Source organism: Pseudorhizobium flavum (genome assembly GCF_044142885.1).
Classification (GTDB): Bacteria; Pseudomonadota; Alphaproteobacteria; order Rhizobiales; family Rhizobiaceae; genus Neorhizobium; species Neorhizobium flavum.
This window is the reverse complement of the sequence record NZ_JBIOKZ010000004.1, coordinates 190,131-209,864: the sequence shown is the minus strand read 5'-3', so window position 1 is coordinate 209,864 and position 19,734 is coordinate 190,131. Positions and strand designations below refer to the sequence as shown.

The 19,734-nt window shown below is 62.0% G+C and carries 14 protein-coding genes; 2 read left to right on the top strand and 12 right to left on the bottom strand.

The genetic code is table 11. The annotated features are described in order from the left end of the window. Window positions 1-32: 32 nt before the first annotated feature. The 12 genes from ACEPP2_RS10465 to ACEPP2_RS10410 form a co-directional block, all read right to left on the bottom strand. Entirely contained in the window at window positions 33-2,198 is a 2,166-nt protein-coding gene (locus ACEPP2_RS10465; RefSeq protein ID WP_395516651.1) for a glycoside hydrolase family 5 protein, read from the bottom strand. Next, window positions 2,134-3,201 (bottom strand): glycosyltransferase, encoded by a 1,068-nt coding sequence (locus ACEPP2_RS10460; RefSeq protein WP_395516556.1) that lies wholly within the window; start codon window positions 3,199-3,201, stop codon window positions 2,134-2,136. Before ACEPP2_RS10460 ends, ACEPP2_RS10465 begins: the two co-directional genes overlap by 65 nt. Next, complete coding sequence (locus tag ACEPP2_RS10455) at window positions 3,198-4,319, bottom strand: glycosyltransferase family 4 protein (protein WP_449619207.1); 1,122 nt, start codon at window positions 4,317-4,319, stop codon at window positions 3,198-3,200. Before ACEPP2_RS10455 ends, ACEPP2_RS10460 begins: the two co-directional genes overlap by 4 nt. A gap of 372 nt (window positions 4,320-4,691) precedes the next feature. Then, window positions 4,692-5,972, bottom strand: coding sequence for a glycosyltransferase family 4 protein (locus tag ACEPP2_RS10450; RefSeq protein ID WP_395516555.1), 1,281 nt, complete (start codon window positions 5,970-5,972; stop codon window positions 4,692-4,694). Further along, window positions 5,969-6,739, bottom strand: a complete 771-nt coding sequence (locus tag ACEPP2_RS10445) for a polysaccharide deacetylase family protein (RefSeq protein WP_395516554.1) — start codon at window positions 6,737-6,739, stop codon at window positions 5,969-5,971. Before ACEPP2_RS10445 ends, ACEPP2_RS10450 begins: the two co-directional genes overlap by 4 nt. Beyond that, the gene (locus tag ACEPP2_RS10440) at window positions 6,736-8,064 is read right to left on the bottom strand and encodes an O-antigen ligase family protein (RefSeq protein WP_395516553.1); all 1,329 of its coding nucleotides are present in this window, start codon (window positions 8,062-8,064) and stop codon (window positions 6,736-6,738) included. The genes ACEPP2_RS10445 and ACEPP2_RS10440 overlap by 4 nt, the downstream gene beginning before the upstream one ends. Before the next feature lie 10 nt (window positions 8,065-8,074). Beyond that, window positions 8,075-9,694 (bottom strand): GumC family protein, encoded by a 1,620-nt coding sequence (locus tag ACEPP2_RS10435; RefSeq protein WP_395516552.1) that lies wholly within the window; start codon window positions 9,692-9,694, stop codon window positions 8,075-8,077. 105 nt (window positions 9,695-9,799) lie between these two features. Continuing rightward, a complete protein-coding gene (locus ACEPP2_RS10430) occupies window positions 9,800-10,873 on the bottom strand; it encodes a GNAT family N-acetyltransferase (RefSeq protein ID WP_395516551.1) in 1,074 nt (357 codons plus the stop codon). Window positions 10,874-10,950: 77 nt separating this feature from the next. Next, complete coding sequence (locus tag ACEPP2_RS10425; RefSeq protein WP_395516550.1) at window positions 10,951-12,261, bottom strand: lipopolysaccharide biosynthesis protein; 1,311 nt, start codon at window positions 12,259-12,261, stop codon at window positions 10,951-10,953. A gap of 5 nt (window positions 12,262-12,266) precedes the next feature. Continuing rightward, window positions 12,267-14,234 (bottom strand): asparagine synthase (glutamine-hydrolyzing), encoded by a 1,968-nt coding sequence (gene asnB / locus ACEPP2_RS10420; RefSeq protein WP_395516549.1) that lies wholly within the window; start codon window positions 14,232-14,234, stop codon window positions 12,267-12,269. Between the two features lie 93 nt (window positions 14,235-14,327). Next, window positions 14,328-15,701 carry an FAD-containing oxidoreductase gene (locus ACEPP2_RS10415; RefSeq protein ID WP_395516548.1) on the bottom strand — a complete coding sequence of 458 codons (1,374 nt, stop codon included), beginning with the start codon at window positions 15,699-15,701 and terminating at the stop codon, window positions 14,328-14,330. Further along, window positions 15,698-16,174, bottom strand: coding sequence for a DUF4126 family protein (locus ACEPP2_RS10410; protein ID WP_395516547.1), 477 nt, complete (start codon window positions 16,172-16,174; stop codon window positions 15,698-15,700). The genes ACEPP2_RS10415 and ACEPP2_RS10410 overlap by 4 nt, the downstream gene beginning before the upstream one ends. A gap of 202 nt (window positions 16,175-16,376) precedes the next feature. Here ACEPP2_RS10410 and ACEPP2_RS10405 point away from each other — a divergent pair, with 202 nt between their 5' ends. Both ACEPP2_RS10405 and ACEPP2_RS10400 read left to right on the top strand, forming a co-directional pair. Next, window positions 16,377-18,200 carry a sensor histidine kinase gene (locus tag ACEPP2_RS10405; protein ID WP_395516546.1) on the top strand — a complete coding sequence of 608 codons (1,824 nt, stop codon included), beginning with the start codon at window positions 16,377-16,379 and terminating at the stop codon, window positions 18,198-18,200. Then, window positions 18,197-19,567, top strand: a complete 1,371-nt coding sequence (locus ACEPP2_RS10400) for a sigma-54-dependent transcriptional regulator (protein ID WP_142587369.1) — start codon at window positions 18,197-18,199, stop codon at window positions 19,565-19,567. Before ACEPP2_RS10405 ends, ACEPP2_RS10400 begins: the two co-directional genes overlap by 4 nt. Window positions 19,568-19,734: the final 167 nt, after the last annotated feature.

The window sequence follows — 19,734 nt, the reverse complement described above, 5'->3', positions numbered from 1 at the left end:
GCGATTTGATCCCGTTGCCAGCCGATAAGGGATCAGCCGAGTTCCAGCAGGAAGAAGGTTGTCGGACCGAGGGGGGTGTCGTTGCTGAGAGTGAAATCCACGGGGCCAGCGCGTTGAATGACCGGGGGATGGACAATGCCGTCCAGTCCGACCGGCAACAAACGCCAAGAGCCGGATCTCTGAGGCAAGGACAGTGAAATACTTCCCTTTCGGATAAGTACGGGAAGCTTTCCGAAGTCGTCGATCACCCGGTTTGCGGCATCCCGGAACCGCATGCCGGTGTTGCGGGTATCAGTCGCGTAGATAATGAGAATACGCCGGCTTTGCGCGAGGGAAGGGGCGCCATCGATGACCGAGGCCGCCAACAATCCTCCTCCCTCGGCGCCAATGATATGCAGGGAGCCAAGAGATAGGGGCGCTGTGACGGATGAAAACGCCGCAGCTTCCGTTCGCGGCGTAACCACCTGGAGGGTCTTTTTCGCGACATCGAACAGGAGCTCGCGCGTGTCGCTTTCGAAAACCCCGATGGAAGGATCGGTCCGGTTCGTAGAGGCCAGAAGGCCAGCATCTTTCATGGAGCGCAGGTGGTTTTCGGCCTGACCATCCGATCGCGGCTGCCCGATGGTGTAGGGCGTTCTGAGGCCCTCGCTTTTCTGCAGACCGATGCTAGAAACCAGGGCCAGAAACGTCAGCCCATCCGGCTCCGCCGCCTGCATGTCTCCCGTCAGATCAGAAAGGCCTTCGACGAGGAAGGGAATGGTGTTCCTTGCCCGGGAAACATCCTGTCGCCTGAACAGCAGGGCCGCAAGGGTTTCCCCGGCCCGTGCCACCGGATCGAGTGCAATGGCATAGGGAAGCATTGACTGCTTGTGCGCGAACGGCTCCCCGTAGCGCAAGGCAATGGGGCCGTGCCCATGGCGGCAAAGCGCATCCCAGCCCTGCAGGGCTGCGTAGGACGGAACAGCAAGTCCGGCCTCGTAGCGGTAGGGGTTCCAGAAGAGTTGGTCGTATTCACTCATGACGAACGGCTTTCCCAGCCAGCGCGCGGCTGCCGCCATGCGCAGATAGGCTGCCCCATCGCCAATCGAACTCTCGCCCGTGATCTTCGCGCCGGACTGATACCCGCTCACCCAGTCGTGGTAGGTATTCATGGTGACCGCCTGTAGTCGTGAGCGTGTGAGTGCGGTCTGGTTGGTCGGCCAGTTGTTATAGGAGCTGACGAGGCCATCATATCCGAGGCGGCGAACCACCTCCGTCATCTTCTCCAGGAGTGCTTGTTCGGCGCTGACGAAGTAGGCCTGCAGATCCCGCATTCGAGGCGTATCGTTGTATCGGTCGGCGGGCAGTCGGATCGTACTCGACTGCAGGCTTTCGCCTGGCTGCAGGTCATCCCAGGCCTGCTGGAGCTCCGCATCGCTCGAATAACGCCGCTGCAGCCATTCATTAAAGGGCTTACGCAACCCCTCCGGATAGTGGGGTTTCCCATTGCTTTCGAGGACGACGGTCTCGAATTCCATTCCGCCTTCGTTGACAAGGATCAGCAGTGCGAGAGCGTCGTCACGGATCGGAGCGACACCGGTATACGGGTTCACTCCGGCCAGAAGGCTGGTGACCAGTCGTCGCCAGTGAGAAAAAGCTTGTTCATCGTAGTGCATCTCGAGCTTCAATCCCGGAGTGGGGTCCCAGCGATGCTCGATACCGCCATAGCCTCCACTCCAGGATGTGAGGCCATCGATCATCCAGTAGATGCCCTCCTTCTTCAGCGCGGCCATCAGGTAGTGGATCCGGTCCAGCGTCTCGGGGTCGAAGTCGAAATCCCGGTCGCGCCCCATCATCAGGCTGGCGTCGACGAAGTGGAGACGGGCGAGGTTATAGCCGCGCATCGCCAACTGGCGGGCGTAGATGTCGGCAGTGGCGTGATCGGGGAAACCGCCGGAAGCCGGGCTCCAGGCGAGTGACGCACAGTGCAGCCGGAGCGGTTCCGAGGGCGCCTCGGCGCGCGTCATGCGTCCGCCTTCGCCAGCTGTCAGGCGAGCACCGGACCCCTCTATCGGGAGGTTGCGCAGAAAGGGGGAAAAGTCGAGTGGACTGCCTGCCGCGATGACAAGGTTCGTCTCCCGGACCGGAAGCCAGTCATCCGACGCGCTGACAGACTCCGGTCCAGCGATTGCCATCGCCATCCAGACCAGCCGGAGCATTTTCCGCATCCTGTCCTCCCAGTTCGCGGCTCTCGATCCATTGCCGCGGATCTCGTCGCGGCCGAAGATAGCCGAACGGTACGGCGGTGGTATGGAAAAGCCAGGCGACGACGGTGTAAAGCCCCATCGTGAAGCTGCGTTTGCGTAGCGACATCGCGGTGACTACAGCCGCCGCCAAGACAAGTACGGCAGACGCGGCTATAGCCTTCGCCGGAATCATGACCAGCACTGCGAGCGATGCCAGCATCCAGCATGCAACCAGTGCCCACAGCTTCAATTCCGGCAGATCGGCCAGAACGTTCTTCCAGTAGGGCTGTCCTACCGAGGCACGCAGCAACTCTCCGATCCCGAAGAGGTACTTCGTGCGCCAGCGTCGAACCAGCAGTCGATATGAGTTGATGCTGTGGCCGTAGTGTGAGACGAAGCGCCGGTCGAGCCGGTGGAGGAGCCAACCCTGGCTCCGCAACCGCACCCCCAGGTCGAATTCCTCATGGCAATGGAGATTGCGGTCGGTGAAGTAGCCAACGCGCTCGATCGCTGCGCGACGATAGAGACCACCACCATTCATTCGGTCGATGCTGCCAGTCCTTGCCTCGGGGGCGTTTCGCGTCACGCGCCTGGTGTATTCCAAGCTATCGAGCATCTGCTCCTCGACGTGGCCCGTGACACCTGCGACCTTCGGGTTCTTTGCGAGGAAGTCCAGTCCCTCGCCCAGGAAGGTCTCGTCCAGTTCCATGTCGCCGTCGATCAGGCAGATATAGCTGCCTTTGGCATACTGGTAGCCAAGCTGAGGGCCAATGCCGCAGCTTGGTTCGGCTGGAGGCATGATCTGCACGATACGCACCGGATAGCCGGTCGCAATCTCGATCGTGCGATCGGAGGAGCCGCTGTCGGCGACGATGATCTCGCCATCGACGGACGCGATTGCCGCCAGGGCGGTCTCTATGGTCCGCCCAATGCGTCTTTCCTCGTTCAAGGTTTTGATGATGACTGAGACGATCAACTTCGCTTCCCAATCTTCCCGCCAGCAAGGACGGATTGATAGACCGCTGTCGTGGCGCCAGCGATCGAGGACCAGGTGTAGTTCTTCTCCGTATGGCGGATACGGGCGAGGGCATCGTGCTCATCGAAAGGCTCGGCCAGTTTGCGGCGAAGGGCAGCAGCCAGGGCGTCAACGTCCCCCGGCGGGAAATAGTCCTGATCGGGAAGCTCAACCTCATGATTGGCGGGAATATCGCTGGCAAGCACGGGCAGGCCATAGCTCATGGCCTCGAGAAGGGAGATCGGCATGCCTTCGTGGAGGGAGGGCAGAACGAACAAACCCGCCTGCGAAAACAGTCCCGCGAGGTCATCGCCGCTCTGGAAGCCGGTCATCACGACGCCCGGAACGTCTCTCGCCAGGGCCTCTACTTCCTCGTGGTAACGGCTCTTGTGATCTGCTCCACCGACAATGGCGAGTTTCCAGTCGGTGCTGCGCAACTGAGCAAAGGCCTTGATCAGGTCCGTCTGGCGCTTCTCTGGCACGATCCTGGCGACCATGACGACGTAGCGGCGGCGTGTCAGGCCAAACCTCTCGAGAATTTTGGATTGTATAACGGCTGGCCGAACCAGGACACCGTTCGGCACGTGGCTGAGGGGGCGATCGTAGCGTTCCTGCATCGTCTCCGTCACGTCGCGGGAGACGGCAATCGTCGCATGCGACGTCTTCACCGCTAGCCGCTCCCCGAGCCGCAGGATCTTCTTTGCCTTGGCGCCCCATTTCTCGCGGTCGTAGTCGTAGCCATGGTGAGTGGTGACCACCCGCAGTCCGAACAGCCTTGCAAGGGGCACGAGCAGGCCAGGTCCGATTGCGTGGATGTGAAGAATGTGAGGACGCTTCAGGGCCGCATAAAGGATGCCGGAGAAGGTATGGACAAATGCCTCCAGTATCATCGAACGCGGTGCCCGAAGCGGCGTCACCTTCATCCCTTTCCAAGTGAAGGGCTTGGTTTCCTTCAGGTACGGGCGACGCCCGAGAACTTCGACCGACCAGCCATCGCGTGCCAGTTCCTGACCAAGCATCTCAACATGCCGTTCGATGCCTCCCTGAACGTCGGGAACGCCGCGCAGACCGAGCATCATGACAAGGGGTCGGGCGCTCCCGTCGCGATCAGCGGTAGAGCTGGCCGCGGCCAAATCCTTGAGTGCAGGGCGTGGCTGAAGATTACCGGCGACGGGAACCGCAGCCGTCCCATTCGCTCCGACTTGTTCGAATTGTTCAGCCGAGTAGGCATCTGCTCCGTCGAGCGCGGGTGGCGCGATCGACTGCCGCTGTGCCGGCTCAGCTCCCGCCGCTGGCTCCCGATGCTTCGTTTTCATGGTGTCCGGTCCGGAAATCATTTCTGGGTAGGTTCTACAGATGGAACATTCGATTTCCGAAAACGCGATCGGTAGAATTTGATCGATCCTGTGCCTGTTTGGGACAGGACCGGGGAAAAAGGCCTTCCTCGCGTGCTATTGCGGGATCGCTCGCGCCTTGGCGAAGATGCCGGGGGAGAGCTCCCCGTACAGCGCCAGCATCCGTTCGCGGTAGGAGGTACAGGAGAAATCCCGCGAAACCCAATCGCGACCGGCCGCGCCCATTGCTGATCTTCGGGCGGTGCCCAGTGCTGCCATCTGCGACAAGGAGTCGGCAAGGTTCTCTACCGAGCCCGCTGCGGGCGTGAGTCCCGTAGCCCCGACCTTTACCATTTCTGGTATACCGCCGATCGCTGCCCCGATAACGGGACGGCCAAGTGCATAGGCTTCGAGGATGCTGATCGGGGCGTTCTCGTACCATTCCGAGGGCAGCACCAGCGCCTGGGACTGACCGATCAGCCGATGAAGAGCCTCGCCCGCGACGAAGCCCGCAAAGGTGACGTCTGCGCCGGTCTCCTCGACGAGCTTGCGCAGCGATGCCTCTTCCGGTCCAGTCCCGGCGATAATCACCCGCTGCTTCGCCCTCGCAGCAGCCCGGATCAGGGTGGTCAGTCCCTTCTCGGGTGCAAGGCGCCCCGCGAAGGCGAAGTAGTCGCCTTCTTTCCAGCCAGTCTCGAATCCGCCCAAATCGACAAAATTGGGGACATAGCTCAACTGCTCGGCCGGCCATCCCCATTCCATCAGCTTGGCGCGGTAGAAGCGGCTCGGCACGACAATGCGGTCAACCTTGTTGCGGTAGAGGCCGAGCATCCTGTGCAGGACCGTCTCGGCAAAAACGACGGTGCTAAGGGGGAGGGAGTCCTTGATGCACCTGTGCCGAACGACATTGTAAATGCGACCGCCGCGGCAGTCTTCACAGATCCGCCCATCGCGCAGCATCTTGTAGGCCGGACAGGCGATCTTCAGGTCATGGGCAGTCATCAACACCGGGATGCCGGCCGCTTTCAGCGTGGAGAAGATCGCCGGTGAGAGGTGGTGGTAGACGTTGTGGGCGTGGGCGATGTCCGGCGGCGCCTCTGCCATCAACTTCTTCAGCCGGGACTGCGCCTCGAACGAATAGATGACCTTGGACGCCTGCAGGACCTTTCCAAGTCCACCAGCTTCCCGGCCATATTCGATCTCGGAGACAAAATGCTCGGACCAGCGTGATGGCAGGTTCTTCTCGTGCTGCATCGAGAAGGGAACGACATCCCAGCCCGCTTCCTCGAAGAGCGTCGAGTGGTCAAGGAAGACTGCCTCCGCCCCGCCGCGCCGGTAGAAGTAGTTGTTGATATTGAGCAGGCGAGGCGGTGAGGCATTGCGAGCAACGAAATTCATCGGACGCCCCCCCATCCAAGCCGACCAACCGCTTCGGCAACGGTGACCACCTGACAACCCGTCCGAACCGCGTGCTCGACCAGGCGGTCGAAGGTATCCGGCCTACAGCCGTAAGGAGTGGGGCGGTCGGCGATGTCATGGGTGAAGAAGATGAGCCAGCCGCTGTCGGCAACGACGTCGTCGATCCAACGGGTCAGTTCTCGCGCGTGCTTCTCCGGCTGGCGAATTTCGACGGATTTCAGCATCCACGGGTCCACGTGTCCCCGATTGATCGCCTCGCCAGCGCCGCGACAGGTCGCATAGCGAGCCTTCAATGTCTTCCGTGCCAGCGGCCAGGCGGCATTGTATGGGAACGCGAAGTTTGTGGGAGCGCGGCTCACCCCCGCTTTCTCGAGGAACTGCCTGTTTCTGTCGAGGTCCGGGGATAGAGCGCCGCCATAGCTGCGGACGCTGCGATGGGCGAAGGTATGGCAGCCGATTTCATGGCCACGCCCTTCCAGTTCCTGGCAGCCGCTGGGCGAGATCAGCGTCCGGTCTGGCTCGACTTGTCCGGCGACGCCGCCGGCAATGTAGAAGGTACCGCGCACTCCATGCTTCTCGAGGATTGCCGCTCCATTCGTGAGGGCGGTGTCGGGTACGTCGTCGAAGGTGAAGGAGACAAGGGGAACCTTGGTCTCGACAGTGCGGCTTCTGGAGGCCAGGCGCCAGATCAGCCGGTTGCCCAGGCGGTCGATGAACTGTCCCAGCGACGGTGAGGATTGCTTCATGACGCGCAGGCCTCCCTAGGTCGTTCCCTGACCTGCTGGGCGTCGGCCTCGTACCGAAGACCGAAAAGCGCCAGCGCGAACATGAACCAGGCGAGGTTGTAGCCGCTCGCGCTTTCGAAAAAGAGACTCTCCAGCGTGGACGCAAAGAGAAGGTAAAGCCAGATTCTCAAGAAAAGCCGCGCCGCATGGCTCGGCGGGCCGGCCTTTTCCAGACGATTGAAGGCGCGCAAGGGAACAGCGAGGAACCAAATGAGCGACAGGATCAGGCCGGGAAATCCGACGCTGAGCAATATCTCCACATAACCGTTATGGCTATGAGCAGCTTGTACCGCCCAGGTTTCGATGCCTGTGCCCCCATAGACGAGTTCCTCGGTGCGCCAGAACGACTTCAGGCCATATCCAGTCAATGGGAACTCGGAGACGGCATTCATGGCGAGCCTCCATATGTCGGCCCGGTTCGTGAATGTCGCGTCGACACCAAGTGACGTAATGAAGCTCGTCAGTCCGGGCGATACGGCCGCCCCTACGGCGACGACGTTTACCAGCAGCACACCGCCAAAGGCGATGGCGGTTCGTAGCCACGCGAAACGCTCGAAGATGAACGTCAGCAGCAGGATGGCGGGAAGCATGGCCGAGGCAGTCTTGCCGCCTGTGTGAAGCAGAAACCATACCGATCCTGCCAGCAGAACAAGACCCGTCCACTTCGACCAGGCGCGCATGACGAAGATTCCGCAGAACGCCAACAGCACCATGGCGCTTGCAGCATTGTTCTTATGCGGGAAGTACCCGCGCCACAGCCCGGCATGCATCGGTTCCATGACCTCTGCTGCCGAATGGATCGAGAAGTGCGGGAGAAAGTAGAGCCCGTAGTAGCAGAGCAGAAGAACAGCGCCGGTGCCGATTGCGATAAGCTTCGCAAAGTGAACTTGCGATCGCGGGAGAAGAAGGCAGCAGTTGGCGCCCAGGACGACAAGGTAGGAAAGGATCAGGGCCTTTAGGCTGTTCAGCGTGTGATTGGAGACCAGCGAGGCCAGCAGGAACCATAAGAAGATCGGTACTGTCAGTGCCAGAGGCTGTAGCAGCTTGCCGCGCATGGGGGTCGCCATTGCCATGGCCACGGATGCAAGCGGCAGGCAAAGGAACAGAATCTGGTTCAGTTTATTGGAGTTGTCGGTCGCGATGCTGGCGCTGGCCTGCAACGTCAGGTCGACAAAGGGATTGAGCGAGATCCAAAAGAACAGGAAGATCCCAAGAAACAGCAGTCCGCCCAAGACCTTCCTGTCCATGGCGAAGGGAGAAATTGCCTCTGCGCCAGCGCTCCTCAACTGAACCTCCTCAGGCAAAGCGCCGGCCCAGGCCGGAGCTTGCTCTCCACAGATGTCCCCACAGGCCAAGTCCGAGTGCAAGGATGATTCCAAGAGCGGCACCAGCCGCTGCTCCTCCCGCGGCCATTATGATCGTCCGGGGCGGCCAGCTCTTTGATTTCGGCGGTACGGCTGGGGAGATCACCCTGACATTGGTGGTGTCGATCTGTTGGCGCTCGGTGATCTGGGTGGTGCGGGCGAGAAATGTCTCGTAGACCGTTGCCTTGGCCCGCGCCTCCCGCTCCAGCTCGCGAAGCCGCACCTGCGCATCATTGTTACCATAGACGGTCGTCCGCCCATCCTCGGCAGTGCTTCGCAGTTCCTCCAGGGCCGCCTTTGCCTGTTCCGTATCGGTCCTTGCGGACTGCAGAATGCGTCGGGCTTCGTCGGTGATGGCGTTTTCGAGCGCCGCCTCTTCGGAGCGCAGGGCGATCAGGCGTGGATGCCGGCTGCCGTAGGTCCGCTCCATGGAGCCAATCTGCTGGCGCAGCACGTTATAGCTACCGCGAAGCGTCGTCATTGCCGGGGACTCGAAGACCGCCGCCGTGGCCGCCTGGCCGTTGGCAACCGCGGCCTGCATCTGCGCGTAACGGGCATCCGCCTGGATCAGTCTCTGCTGCGCTTCAACGACCTGTGTATCGACCAGCGAGGAGATACGGCTGTTCGCCAACTCACCCGCCGTCGCCTGCAGGTCGTTTTCCCGCCGGAATGCTTCCACTTTCTCCTCGGCAGCCGTGACAGCCGCCCGGAGTTCGTCCAGCCGCTCGTTCAAGCCCGCCGCAATACGCCCGGCACTCGTCGCTGCCGATTCGAACAGTTCCGCCTCGAAGGCGCGCACGATGGATTCCGACAGCCGGACAGCCTTGTCAGGCTCTTCGCTCCAGACGGAAAGGACAACCACAAAGGACCGCTCCTCACGGCGCGCGTCTACCCGTTCACTCAGTTGGCGCAGGACACCCAGTTCCCTGTCCTGCAGGGAAGTGGCCGGCGAGAAGATACGGAAGAGCGGCTCGAGAAGGCCCGGCTTCACGAATTCCGGATCCTCGGTCAGGTCCAGATCGGAGATGACCTGTCGAAGCACGTTTCGCGACGTCAGCACCCTGAGGCGGCTCTCTACCTCCAGCAGTTGCGCCTCGCGCTCCGGGTTAGACGCGAAGACATCATCCGAGACAACGTTCAGGTTCTGCGGGTCAATGATCAGGTCGGTGTAGACGGTGTAGCGGGGCGTGGCAGTCAGTCCGTAGGCCACGGCTGCACAGACGCCCAATATCGTAGCGACGATGACCAGAAGCAGTCGTTGCTGCAGCCACAGGAGAATGTCCGCCGGGCCGAGCTCGCGCAGGCTGCGGAGCTGTGCGTTAAGCCGGTTTTGAATCGATGCGCGACGGCTGTCCGGAGCCTGTTCTTCCGTCGCGTTGTCAACCTCGGGGGTATTGCCTCGGGTCTCCGGAACTGCGAGCCGGCGATATGTTTCGGCACCCTGTTCTGTCCGTGGGTGGCCGATGAGGTCAAGGAGCGATGCGGGAGAGCGACCCGGCGACGCCTGGCCTGCGTCCGGTTGTCGGGTTTCAGGCTCCTTCGGCCGATACATCTCCTACCTCCAACCGGGCCGGGTCGCGCGGGGAGAGCGCGGTTCTGCGACAGCGAATATCCTGTTGAAGCTAGTCTCGCGCGATGAATATTGGGTTAATCCGGTTCAGCGGAAGTCCGTCAGCAGCCGGCTCCAGCTTTCGGAGGCGAGGCCGCCGACGTAGAGATCATCATGCACGACGGCATTGCGCACATCCTTGCGATCCGTCGTCATGCAGAAGTAACCGCGGTTCACAAAGCTCGTCCTGCCGGTCCGCAGCAGCGCGTTCATCAGGAAGGGCTGCGCCATCCCGCGCGCCGCCACATGCCCCGATGCCTCGAGCTCGGCGAACATCGCTTCGACCACTTCCACCTCGTGCCCCGGCTCGCTCAGCACGTTCAGCACATGGGCCGTCCGGCGGGGCCTGTGGAAGTAGATACAGGCTCCGATCTCCTTGTCCTCTCGGTCCAGCAGGACCTTGGATGTCAGCGTGCCCTGCATCCGGTTCGAAGCAGCGTTTTCGAGCAGCCAGACAAACTCATCCTTCGACCAGGAAGGGCGCAGGGAAAAGTGGCGCGTCATTGTTTGGAAGCAGTGCAGCAGTCTGTCGACGTCCGCAGTGACCCAACGCCCCCGCAGTTCCTGCCGTGCGGCAAGCGAAGGCATCATGCGGCGTGCCATTTGGTCGACGGGATGCGCGGCGATGGAGAGGAACGGCGCGTTCAACCACGGCAATTTCGTCCGTATCCGCTCCATCATCGCGCCTGTCGGGCGGAATGACCGGCGCCATTCCAGGCTCTGGACCGGAAGCATGCTGCCGCCTCCGGCCATCCAGTGGTCGGCACTGACGGGAGAAGCGTTGTCGGAGAAGCAGAACTCCGGATTCGAGACCCGGATGGCGCGGGCGATGCGTGCCGCCCCCGCCAGTCCTGCTCTGCCATCGGCCATGAAGGCGCAGAGGAGGCGTGCGGTGATCCTCCTGTTCTCGATTTCGAAGGTCATGGGTAGCGCCAGGAGCGCGCTGTCAATCCGCCCGGCGGCGTTTCGGTGCACGAGAGATCCAGCTTCTTCCGTGTAGTTGGGGGAAGAAAGGAAGAGGTGATCCAGGTAGGCGACCAGATCTCGGGAAGGTGCCTTGGCCACCTGACGGAAAGCCTGGTTGAAAAGGCGGCCAACATCCTCAAGGTCGCCCCAGGACATTGGCTGCACCCCGCGAGATGGGGCTGGCGTCGAAGACCCTACAGGTGAAGGAGCGTGGAGGGCGGGGGCGGAGTGGTTCATTCGGCCGGTACACCGGACCGAATGGAGAGGCCACCATTACGGGATCTGGCGAGGACGCGGAAATAGACCAGCCAGGCCGCGATCGTCATGACGATCTCGATCACATAGTAGGAGACGATCGTACCAGCCGGCGGGGCATACCAGGTCGCCCAGGCGGCGAGTGCGGCCCCGAGCAGGCTGCCGCCGCCAAGAACCGCGCCACGGGACCCCTGGTGTCCGGCCGCGCCCAGCGCCTCGAGCGCGATCGCCCAGCAGGAGACCGGGATCAGCACCCAGCAGAGGTAGCGGACGAACTGCACGAGCGAGGTGTACTCGTGCCCGAACAGGTAGGGCAGCACCGGTGCCAGCAGGAAAACGGCCACGGCCGCTGCAACACTGATCGCAAGCGCCACGAGGAAGATCCGTCCCACCCGCGCCGAGGCATGGTGCAAGCCGGCGGCGCTCGCCCGGGCGGTTCCGGGATAAAGGATGCGGTTGAGGGCATCCACCGAGAGGTAGCTGCTCTCGATGATCCGTCGGGCAACGCTGTAGCTGGACATGATCTCGGCGCTGGTCACGAGGCTCAGCACGACGAGATCGGCATTCTGCCTGGCCGCCTTCAGAATAAACGGGATGCTGAAGTAGAGGCCGAGCCTGAGCTCTTCCCGGACTATGCGGAACCGAGGTGGGCCGAGAGGGCGCAGAGCGGCGACGCACGCAGCCAGAAACAGAGCGTGGGCCACAAATTGCCAGATGATCCAGCCCTGCAGGGTCGAGACCCCGAAGACGATACAGGCGAGCGCCGCTGCGGCAGTGCGTATCAACGCAAAGCCCATGACAGCCTTGTTTGCAGCCCCGAAGTTGGAGAAGGCGATGAAGACCTGTTCCGTGAAAAGGATGGCCCGGACAAGGACGATATTCGTCGCCAGCATCGTCGTAATCAGCAGGACGTTTGCCAGCCGGCTCTCGGCGACCTGGAAGAAGAACGGCAGGGCGGCGGCGCCGATCACAAGCAGAAGAAGCCCGGTTGTCGCGATCAGGATGAGATTGTGACCCAGGAACGTCGGGTAGATTGCCTGGTCCCGCGCGACCCTGCGCACGAGGCATTCCGTCGCCCCTAGTCCGCAGAGATGCACGGCGACGTTGGAAAGAGCCGTTATGGCAACGAAAAGGCTGAACTCATCGACGCCGAGGAAGCGGGCGAGGATGGCGAAGGTGAGGAGCTGCGCGGCCGAGCTGACGATCAGGCTGCCGCCCGATGCGGCATAGGCTGCCGCGTGCGGCAGGAGGGCGCGAAGGTTGCGGATCCGCGACGCGTGCTCACCCATTGCGCTCACCCTGCAACAGGCGCCGCGACGCGGGCGGAGGCGACGCCATGACGGTTGTTTTGCACGAACTGCCGATGCCACAATTGGGTGGAGAGGATGCCGACGAAGGCGGCGTTGTCGCGGAAGCCGGTCAGCGGGCGAGAACGGGATTTCTCGTGAAGGCGCGAGACGGCGCGGGGATTGAAAAGTCCGGTGCCCGCGATCGCCTGCTCGCTCAGGCACTCTCCGACATAGGCTTGAGCCTGCCCGTCGAGGAAGGAACTGCTGTCCGGCGCCCGGTAGGGCTGCTTTGGCCGGTGGATAATCGTGTCAGGGACAAGGCCTTTCGCCAGGCGGCGCAGGATGTGCTTTTCCTCGAGCCCCTTCAGCTTTGCCTCAGGCGAAAGCCGGCAAGCGAATTCCACCACCCGATGATCGAGGAACGGGAAGCGGCCCTCAACCCCGTGTGCCATCCCCATCCGGTCGCCCTGGCTGGAGAGGATGTAGCCCGGCAGGAGAAAACGCGCCTCGAGATATTGAGCCTGGTGGAGCGGATGCCAGCGGCGAAAGTCCGGTGGGAGGCGCGACGCCAGGTCTTCGGCAGCATCGTAGCGGCCAAGGGTTGCCTTGAGCTCATCCGAATAGAAGATCTTTGCGGCGGTGGTGCTGCGGAAGCGCGGCCGGTGTGAGAAAAGCAAGTCGTCGGGCCGGTCGGTGCCAGCGCCGAAGTAGGCCGCCAGGTACTGGGGTGATTGCTGCTTCAACCCCGGCAGATAGGGGTAGAGCTTGCGGAACAGATGCGGCCGGATGCGGGAATGCGGTTGGCGGCCGCAGAAGCGCCGGACGCGTGCCTCGCGAAAGATATCGTAGCCGGCAAACACTTCGTCGGCACCCTCGCCGGTCAGCACCACCTTCATCCCCTCGCCTCGGACAAGGCCTGAGAGGCGGTAGAGAGGCGCGGGGGCAGTCCTTAGAACCGGGCGTTCCGCATGGCGCACCACGTCTGGAAAACACGAGGCGATTTCCGAGCCGGCGCAGCGGACAGACCGATGGTGCGTGTTCAGGCTTTCGGCAACAAGCCGCTGGAAGCTGCTCTCGTCATGCTCGGCGCTGTCGAAGGTTACGGAAAATGTGTTGAGGCCGCTCGGAGCCATCGGAGCCGCGAGCGCAGTGATGAGGGAGGAGTCTAGGCCTCCGGAAAGATAGGCTCCCACCGGCACGTCGGCGCGCATGCGCAGTCGCACCGAGTCTGTCAGGAGTGCCTGCAGTTCCTCCTGCCGATCAGCTATCCGGCCGGGATCGATATCCCGCACGTCCGGAAATTGCATCGTCCAGTAGGCCCTGTCCGTAACCTGGCCGCCTTGCGCTATCAGGACGTGGCCGGGATCTAGCTCAAGGATCCCCTTGAAGGCGGTGCGCGGCGCAATCGGCGCCCACATCGTGAAGATCTGGTCCAGCGCGAACGGATCGAGTTCCGCCTCCACGCCTGGGACCTCCAGCAGCGCCTTGATCTCCGAGGCAAAGTAGAGAGTGTCACCGGAACGGGTGTAGAAAAGGGGACGGACCCCCATCCTGTCACGGGCCAGAAGGAGACGCCGACGTCGACCGTCCCAGATGGCGAAAGCGAAATCGCCGTTCAGGTGCTGGAGGCATTGCTCGCCGACAGATTCGTAGAGCTGCAGCAGAACTTCGGTATCGGTTTGGGTGCGGAAACGATGACCCTTTGCTACCAACTCGTCCCGCAGTTCGACATAGTTGAAGATCTCGCCGTTGAAGGTGATGACGATGTCCCCCGTGGAGTTGCTCATCGGCTGCCTTCCGTCGGAAAGGCCGACGATCGAAAGGCGCACATGGGCAAGACCCACGCCGTCTGCGGTGAAGGTACCGCGTCCGTCAGGCCCGCGATGGGCAATCGCCTCCGCCATTCCGTTAAGGAGGCGTTCTTTTCCGCCGGGATGAGTTGTTTCACCCATAAATCCTGCAAATCCGCACATATCCGGCCACCTTCTCGCGCCGAGAACCTAGCGGAAACGCCTGCAATCCGAGTTAAGAATGATCTGCAAAAGGCGGAAACGGTGAACGGAAGCTTAAGGCGGTGACATCTCCGAAATCACCGTCGGCCAGAGCTCGGATACCGTCGGATGGATTGGTACGGCCCAACGAAGCGCATCGACGGTGGCTCCCGCGTTCATGATGTCCAGGACGCCGTGGATCGCTTCGTCCCCGCCGGTGCCAAGGATGGCGGCTCCAAGGATCTGCCTGGTGTCGGCGTCAGCGACAATCTTCATGAAGCCCTGCGTCTCTCCCTTCTCGATCGCTCGCCCCACGCGGCTCATCGGACGCCTGCCAACAAGGACCTTCTTTCCCGCCTTCAATGCTTGAGCTTCGGTCATCCCCACGCGCCCCAGGGGCGGGTCGATATAAAGTGCATAACCCAGGATACGGTCCGAGACACGCCGGTCTTCCCCATCGAGGAGATTGGCAGCGACGATTTCGAAGTCGTTGTAGGCGGTGTGGGTGAAGGCGCCTTTGCCGTTGCAGTCGCCCAGAGCCCAGATGCCTTCGGCCGTCGTTGCGAGGTCGTCGCCAATCTTGATATAGCCGTGGTCGTCGACTTCCACCCCTGCCGTGTCGAGGCCGAGGTCATCTGTGTTGGGTCGCCGGCCCGTCGCCATAAGCACGTCCGATCCGATGATGGTCGGTGCGCCTTCACTGCAATCCACGCCGACGGCAACGCCATCCGGATGAGGCTCCAGTCGAATGCATTCGGCCCCGATCCGTACCTGGATGCCCTCCGCCTCCAGGATCTCGCGTATAGCGTCGGAGACGTCGTGATCCTCCCGACCGATGAGGCGCTCGCCTTTCTCGATCACAGTGACCTCAGCGCCGAACCGGCGGTACATCTGCGCAAACTCCAGCCCAATATAGCTGCCGCCGACGATGACGAGGTGGCGGGGCACCCGCTCCAGCAGGACGATGCTGCTGTTGGTCAGATAGGGCACCTGATCGACACCGGGAAAATCGGGAATGGCGGCCCCGCCGCCGACGTTCAGGAATATCCGCGGCGCCCGCAGAAGCTCCTCGCCCACCCGTATGACGTGGCGGGACTCGAAGCGTGCATGGCCTTCGATCAGCCTGCATTTCTCCATCGATTGCAGCCAATCGCGATTGTTCTTTCGCGCGTTCAGCGTCACCTGGTGAGAGCGCGCCATGACCTTCGGCATGTCCACCGTCGGCACACCTTCCAGTTCAATGCCGAAATCGGACGCGCGGCGCGTCAGGTGGGCAGCGTAGGCGCTGGCAACGAGCGCCTTGGTCGGCATGCAGCCGGTGTTGACGCATGTGCCACCCACATGCTTGCGTTCGATGATTGCAACGGACATTCCCGCCGCCGTCAATCGTCCCGCGAGCGGCGGGCCCGCCTGACCGGTGCCGACGATGATGGCATCGAAATCCTTCATGAGGCTGCAAACACGGTGAGTGCGTTGATGATCAACCAAGCGCCGACGATCGCAATCGCGTCCTCGATGAATGCCGCGGGCGCATCGCGCCGGAACGCCTTGGCCATTACGGACCGGAAGGCCGCGCCGCCCAATGTTCCGGCGACAGCGCCTACTGCTCCGGCTGCAAGGCCGCCCGTCCATTGCCCGAAGCCTGCGCCGATCGCCGCGCCAGCGACGGCTCCCATGATGACCCTGGTTGCGAACTGAATTGGAACGGTTCGGCTTGGTGTGGCGGGAAGCTGATCTGCCACCAGTTCGGCGACGGCGAGTATAGTCAGGATCAAGGCAGCCCAGATCGAGCCCAGGAAGGTCATCCAGGTGCCTGTCAATCCTATGAAACCGAAATAGGCTCCCCAGCTTGCCGCCGCAGGCGCGGTCATGGCGCGCAATCCGGCGATCATACCCATCAGCAATGCAAGCAGATAAATCATTAGGCGCCTTTCTTCGAACGATGTCTCTAATGCTCATCGAGGCGGTCATGTGATGCAAGCACGACCACAAGATTAGTCAAGCGGAAAGCGCCGCCGCGGTCCTTGATCCCGACCGGGATGGCTTGTTGACTCTGCCGAAGCGTATGGAAACCGGCGCGGTATTCTCTATGATGACAAGTCGTTGTCCGGGGGAACTGCTGTCTTGCGTCGTCGTACCGCCATCCTGTCCCTAGTTTTCGTCGCACTCAGTCTCGGCGTGATATTCGGCGGCGGCGAGATCGTCGCGCGCCGGTACATGGACGAAACGGCTGCCCAAGCCGGCACGACGCTTCGTCTGGCGGTCTCGGCACTTGAAGGTCACCTGAAGCGTTACGAAGCGCTGCCTGCGCTCATCGCCGAGCAGGCTCTGGTCGAGGAGCTGGTGCAGAAGCCGCATGACGAGCAACTGCGGGAACGGACCAACCGGTACCTGAAGGAGATCAACACCCTTCTCACGTCCTCCGACATCTATGTGATGACCCCGGACGGCGATACGATCGCCGCGAGCAATTATGACAGTCCGCTGAGCTTTGTCGGCGAGAATTTCAGCTACCGGCCCTATTTCCAGGACGCCGCCAACGGCAAGCAGTCTCGCTTCTATGCTTTGGGTACCACGTCGCTGAAGAGGGGCTATTATTTCGGTTCGCCTATCAAGGTGGCCGGTGCCGTGCTCGGCGTCATCGTCTTCAAGGTCGATATCGATGGCATAGAACGTTCTTGGACCGGCGGTGACAGCCGTATCTTCGTGTCGGATCCGGAGGGCATCATCTTCATGACCGGCTCGCCGGAATGGCTTTACTCTGCGATCGAGCCACTGACGCCCGAACGTCTCGCCCGCACCGAAGCTTCGCGCCGGTATGCCGATGCCTGGCTGCGGGAATTGCCGATCCGTCGCGGTAGCTATGCCGGACACGATAGCATCATGATTGCCGATACGGCCGGTGAGCGGGAATATCTGGTGGTATCGACGCGGATGCCGGAGGCAGGGTGGACGGTCAACGTGCTCATGGATACCGGCACCGTCCGTGCTCAGACCAAGACCACCGTCATCGCGATCCTCCTGTTCATCTGCCTCGCCGCACTCTTCCTGGCAATCATCATGCAGCGCCGGGCGCGGCTGAACGAGCGGATGCAGATGCAGGCGGAGGCAAAGCATGAACTGGAGAGGCGGGTTGCGGAGCGTACGGCCGATCTTGCCCGCGTCAACAGTCGCATCGAAAAGGAGATCGCCGAGCGGCGACTGACGGAGCAGCGCCTTCGGCAGACGCAGGCCGATCTGATCCAGGCGGGCAAGCTCGCCGGGCTCGGGCAGATGTCGGCTGCCCTTTCGCACGAGTTCAACCAGCCGCTTGCGGCAGCGAAGACCTATGCAGAAAGCGCGGACGTCCTCATCGAACTGGGGCGTGTCGACGAGGCTCGTGACAATGTACGGCGCATCTCGGCACTGATCGATCGGATGGCATCGATCAGCAGGCATTTGCGCAACTTCGCTCGCAAGCCGAACGAGAAGCTGGGCGCGATAACCGTCAGCGAAGTGGTGAAGGATACGTGCGAGATCGTTGATGCACGCCTGAAAATCGCCAAGGCGGAGCTCCGCATCGACCTGCCGCCGGATCTGCCGCAGGTCAGGGCAGGGGCTGTTCGTCTGCAACAGGTTCTCGTCAACATCATCACCAACGCTGCCGACGTGGTGGAGGGGCAGGAGCACAGGGTGATCGAGCTCTCCGCGCATCATCAGGCGGGCAAGGTCGTGATCCTTGTCCGGGACCAGGGGACGGGAGTTGCGGCAGCGATACGGGAGCGGATATTCGATCCCTTCTTCACCACCAAAGGTGTCGGCAAAGGGCTCGGGCTTGGGCTCTCGATCTCCTACAACATCATCAAGGACTTCGGTGGCAGCCTGACCGTGTCGGATCATTCCGACGGCGGCGCGGTCTTCCGCGTCGAGCTCCATGCCGCTTCCGAAGCCCTGAAGGCGGCAGAATGAGCGAGCAGCGGGTCTTTTTGGTCGACGACGAGGAGGAGTTGCGCCGTTCCACAGCGCAGGCGCTGGAACTCTTCGGCCTGCCGGTCGTCACCTTCTCCAACGCCGACCATGTGCTGGAGCTCATGGGCTACGGGTTCGACGGCGTTGTGGTTACGGATATCCGGATGCCAGGAACGGACGGGATGACGCTGCTGCATCGGATTCGCGACCTCGACAGCGAAATCCCCGTCATCCTGGTCACGGGTCATGGTGATGTGCAACTGGCGGTGAAGGCGATGCGGGAGGGAGCATACGATTTCCTGGAAAAACCCTTCACGCCCCAGCATCTCGCCGGCGTGATCCGCAGGGCGATGGACAGACGAGGCCTGGTTCTCGAAAACAGGCGGTTGAGGGCGGTTGCCGGCAAGCGAGACGACCTCGAGGCGCGCTTGCCCGGACGAACCCAGGTCATGGTGGATCTGCGATACCGGATCCGGGCCATCGGAGCGACGGATGCCGACACGCTGATCATCGGCGACACAGGGGCCGGCAAGGAGGTGGTCGCCCGTGCGCTGCACGATATCAGCCCGAGGGCAAACCGTCCCTTCATCGCCATCAACTGTGCGGCCCTGCCGGAGAATCTGATCGAAAGCGAGTTGTTCGGCCACGAGGCCGGTGCCTTCCCCGGTGCCATCCGCGCCCGCTTCGGCAAGTTCGAGCACGGGCGAGGCGGCACGATCCTGCTGGACGAGATCGGGTCGCTTCCCTTCGACTTGCAGGCGAAATTCCTTCGTGTCCTGCAGGAACGTGTCATCACCCGCCTTGGATCGAATGAGGTCGTCCCGCTCGACGTCCGCTTCATCGCCACCAGCAAGGTCGACCTGGAGGCGGAAGTGGCTGCCGGGCGCTTCCGTGCCGACCTTCTCTACCGTCTCAACGTGGCGACAATTCATGTCCCGTCGCTGGAACAGCGCCGTGCCGACATTCCACTCCTGTTCCTGCAACTGGTCCGTGAAGCAGCGGCCCGCTACGGCCGGGAAGATGCCGAGGTGCCGCCGGATGTGATATCCGCTGTTGCACAGAGGGAGTGGCCCGGCAACGTTCGGGAATTAAGGAATGCCGCGGATCGCTTCGTTCTAGGCCTGGACGCAGGTCCGGGTGACCCCTTGATTATCCGCGAGGGAAGCGAGAGGCTTTCCGACAAAGTCGCAGCCTTCGAGCGCAGCGTTATTGCGAGTGCCATTGCTGCGCACGGCGGAGCCCTGCGACCAGCCTATGAGATGCTCGGGATCTCGCGAAAGACTCTTTACGAGAAGATGCAGAAATACGGATTGGACAAGAAGATGCTCAGTCCAGAGCAAGCGGGCTCGGAAGACCGCGAGAGCTGACGCCTCGTCGATCCGTCCTAATGGGTGGATTTCCACCCGTTATTCTCCGGTCTTGTTTCCTTTTCCACCCATGGCTCTGATCAGACAAGGCTCTATCGCCCGTCAAACAATCATCAACAATTGCCTCGTGGTAAATTGCGGCAACAAGGTGCATCCCGGCTGGCGAC

What these genes read in the sequence shown, in the direction of transcription:
- ACEPP2_RS10465 (WP_395516651.1), bottom strand. Translation starts at nt 2,198, where the DNA reads ATGCTCCGGCTGGTCTGGATGGCGATGGCAATCGCTGGACCGGAGTCT.
- ACEPP2_RS10455 (WP_449619207.1), bottom strand. Translation starts at nt 4,319, where the DNA reads ATGATGCTCGGTCTGCGCGGCGTTCCCGACGTTCAGGGAGGCATCGAA.
- ACEPP2_RS10450 (WP_395516555.1), bottom strand. Translation starts at nt 5,972, where the DNA reads ATGAATTTCGTTGCTCGCAATGCCTCACCGCCTCGCCTGCTCAATATC.
- ACEPP2_RS10445 (WP_395516554.1), bottom strand. Translation starts at nt 6,739, where the DNA reads ATGAAGCAATCCTCACCGTCGCTGGGACAGTTCATCGACCGCCTGGGC.
- ACEPP2_RS10435 (WP_395516552.1), bottom strand. Translation starts at nt 9,694, where the DNA reads ATGTATCGGCCGAAGGAGCCTGAAACCCGACAACCGGACGCAGGCCAG.
- ACEPP2_RS10430 (WP_395516551.1), bottom strand. Translation starts at nt 10,873, where the DNA reads ATGTCCTGGGGCGACCTTGAGGATGTTGGCCGCCTTTTCAACCAGGCT.
- ACEPP2_RS10425 (WP_395516550.1), bottom strand. Translation starts at nt 12,261, where the DNA reads ATGGGTGAGCACGCGTCGCGGATCCGCAACCTTCGCGCCCTCCTGCCG.
- asnB (WP_395516549.1), bottom strand. Translation starts at nt 14,234, where the DNA reads ATGTGCGGATTTGCAGGATTTATGGGTGAAACAACTCATCCCGGCGGA.
- ACEPP2_RS10415 (WP_395516548.1), bottom strand. Translation starts at nt 15,701, where the DNA reads ATGAAGGATTTCGATGCCATCATCGTCGGCACCGGTCAGGCGGGCCCG.
- ACEPP2_RS10410 (WP_395516547.1), bottom strand. Translation starts at nt 16,174, where the DNA reads ATGATTTATCTGCTTGCATTGCTGATGGGTATGATCGCCGGATTGCGC.
- ACEPP2_RS10400 (WP_142587369.1), top strand. Translation starts at nt 18,197, where the DNA reads ATGAGCGAGCAGCGGGTCTTTTTGGTCGACGACGAGGAGGAGTTGCGC.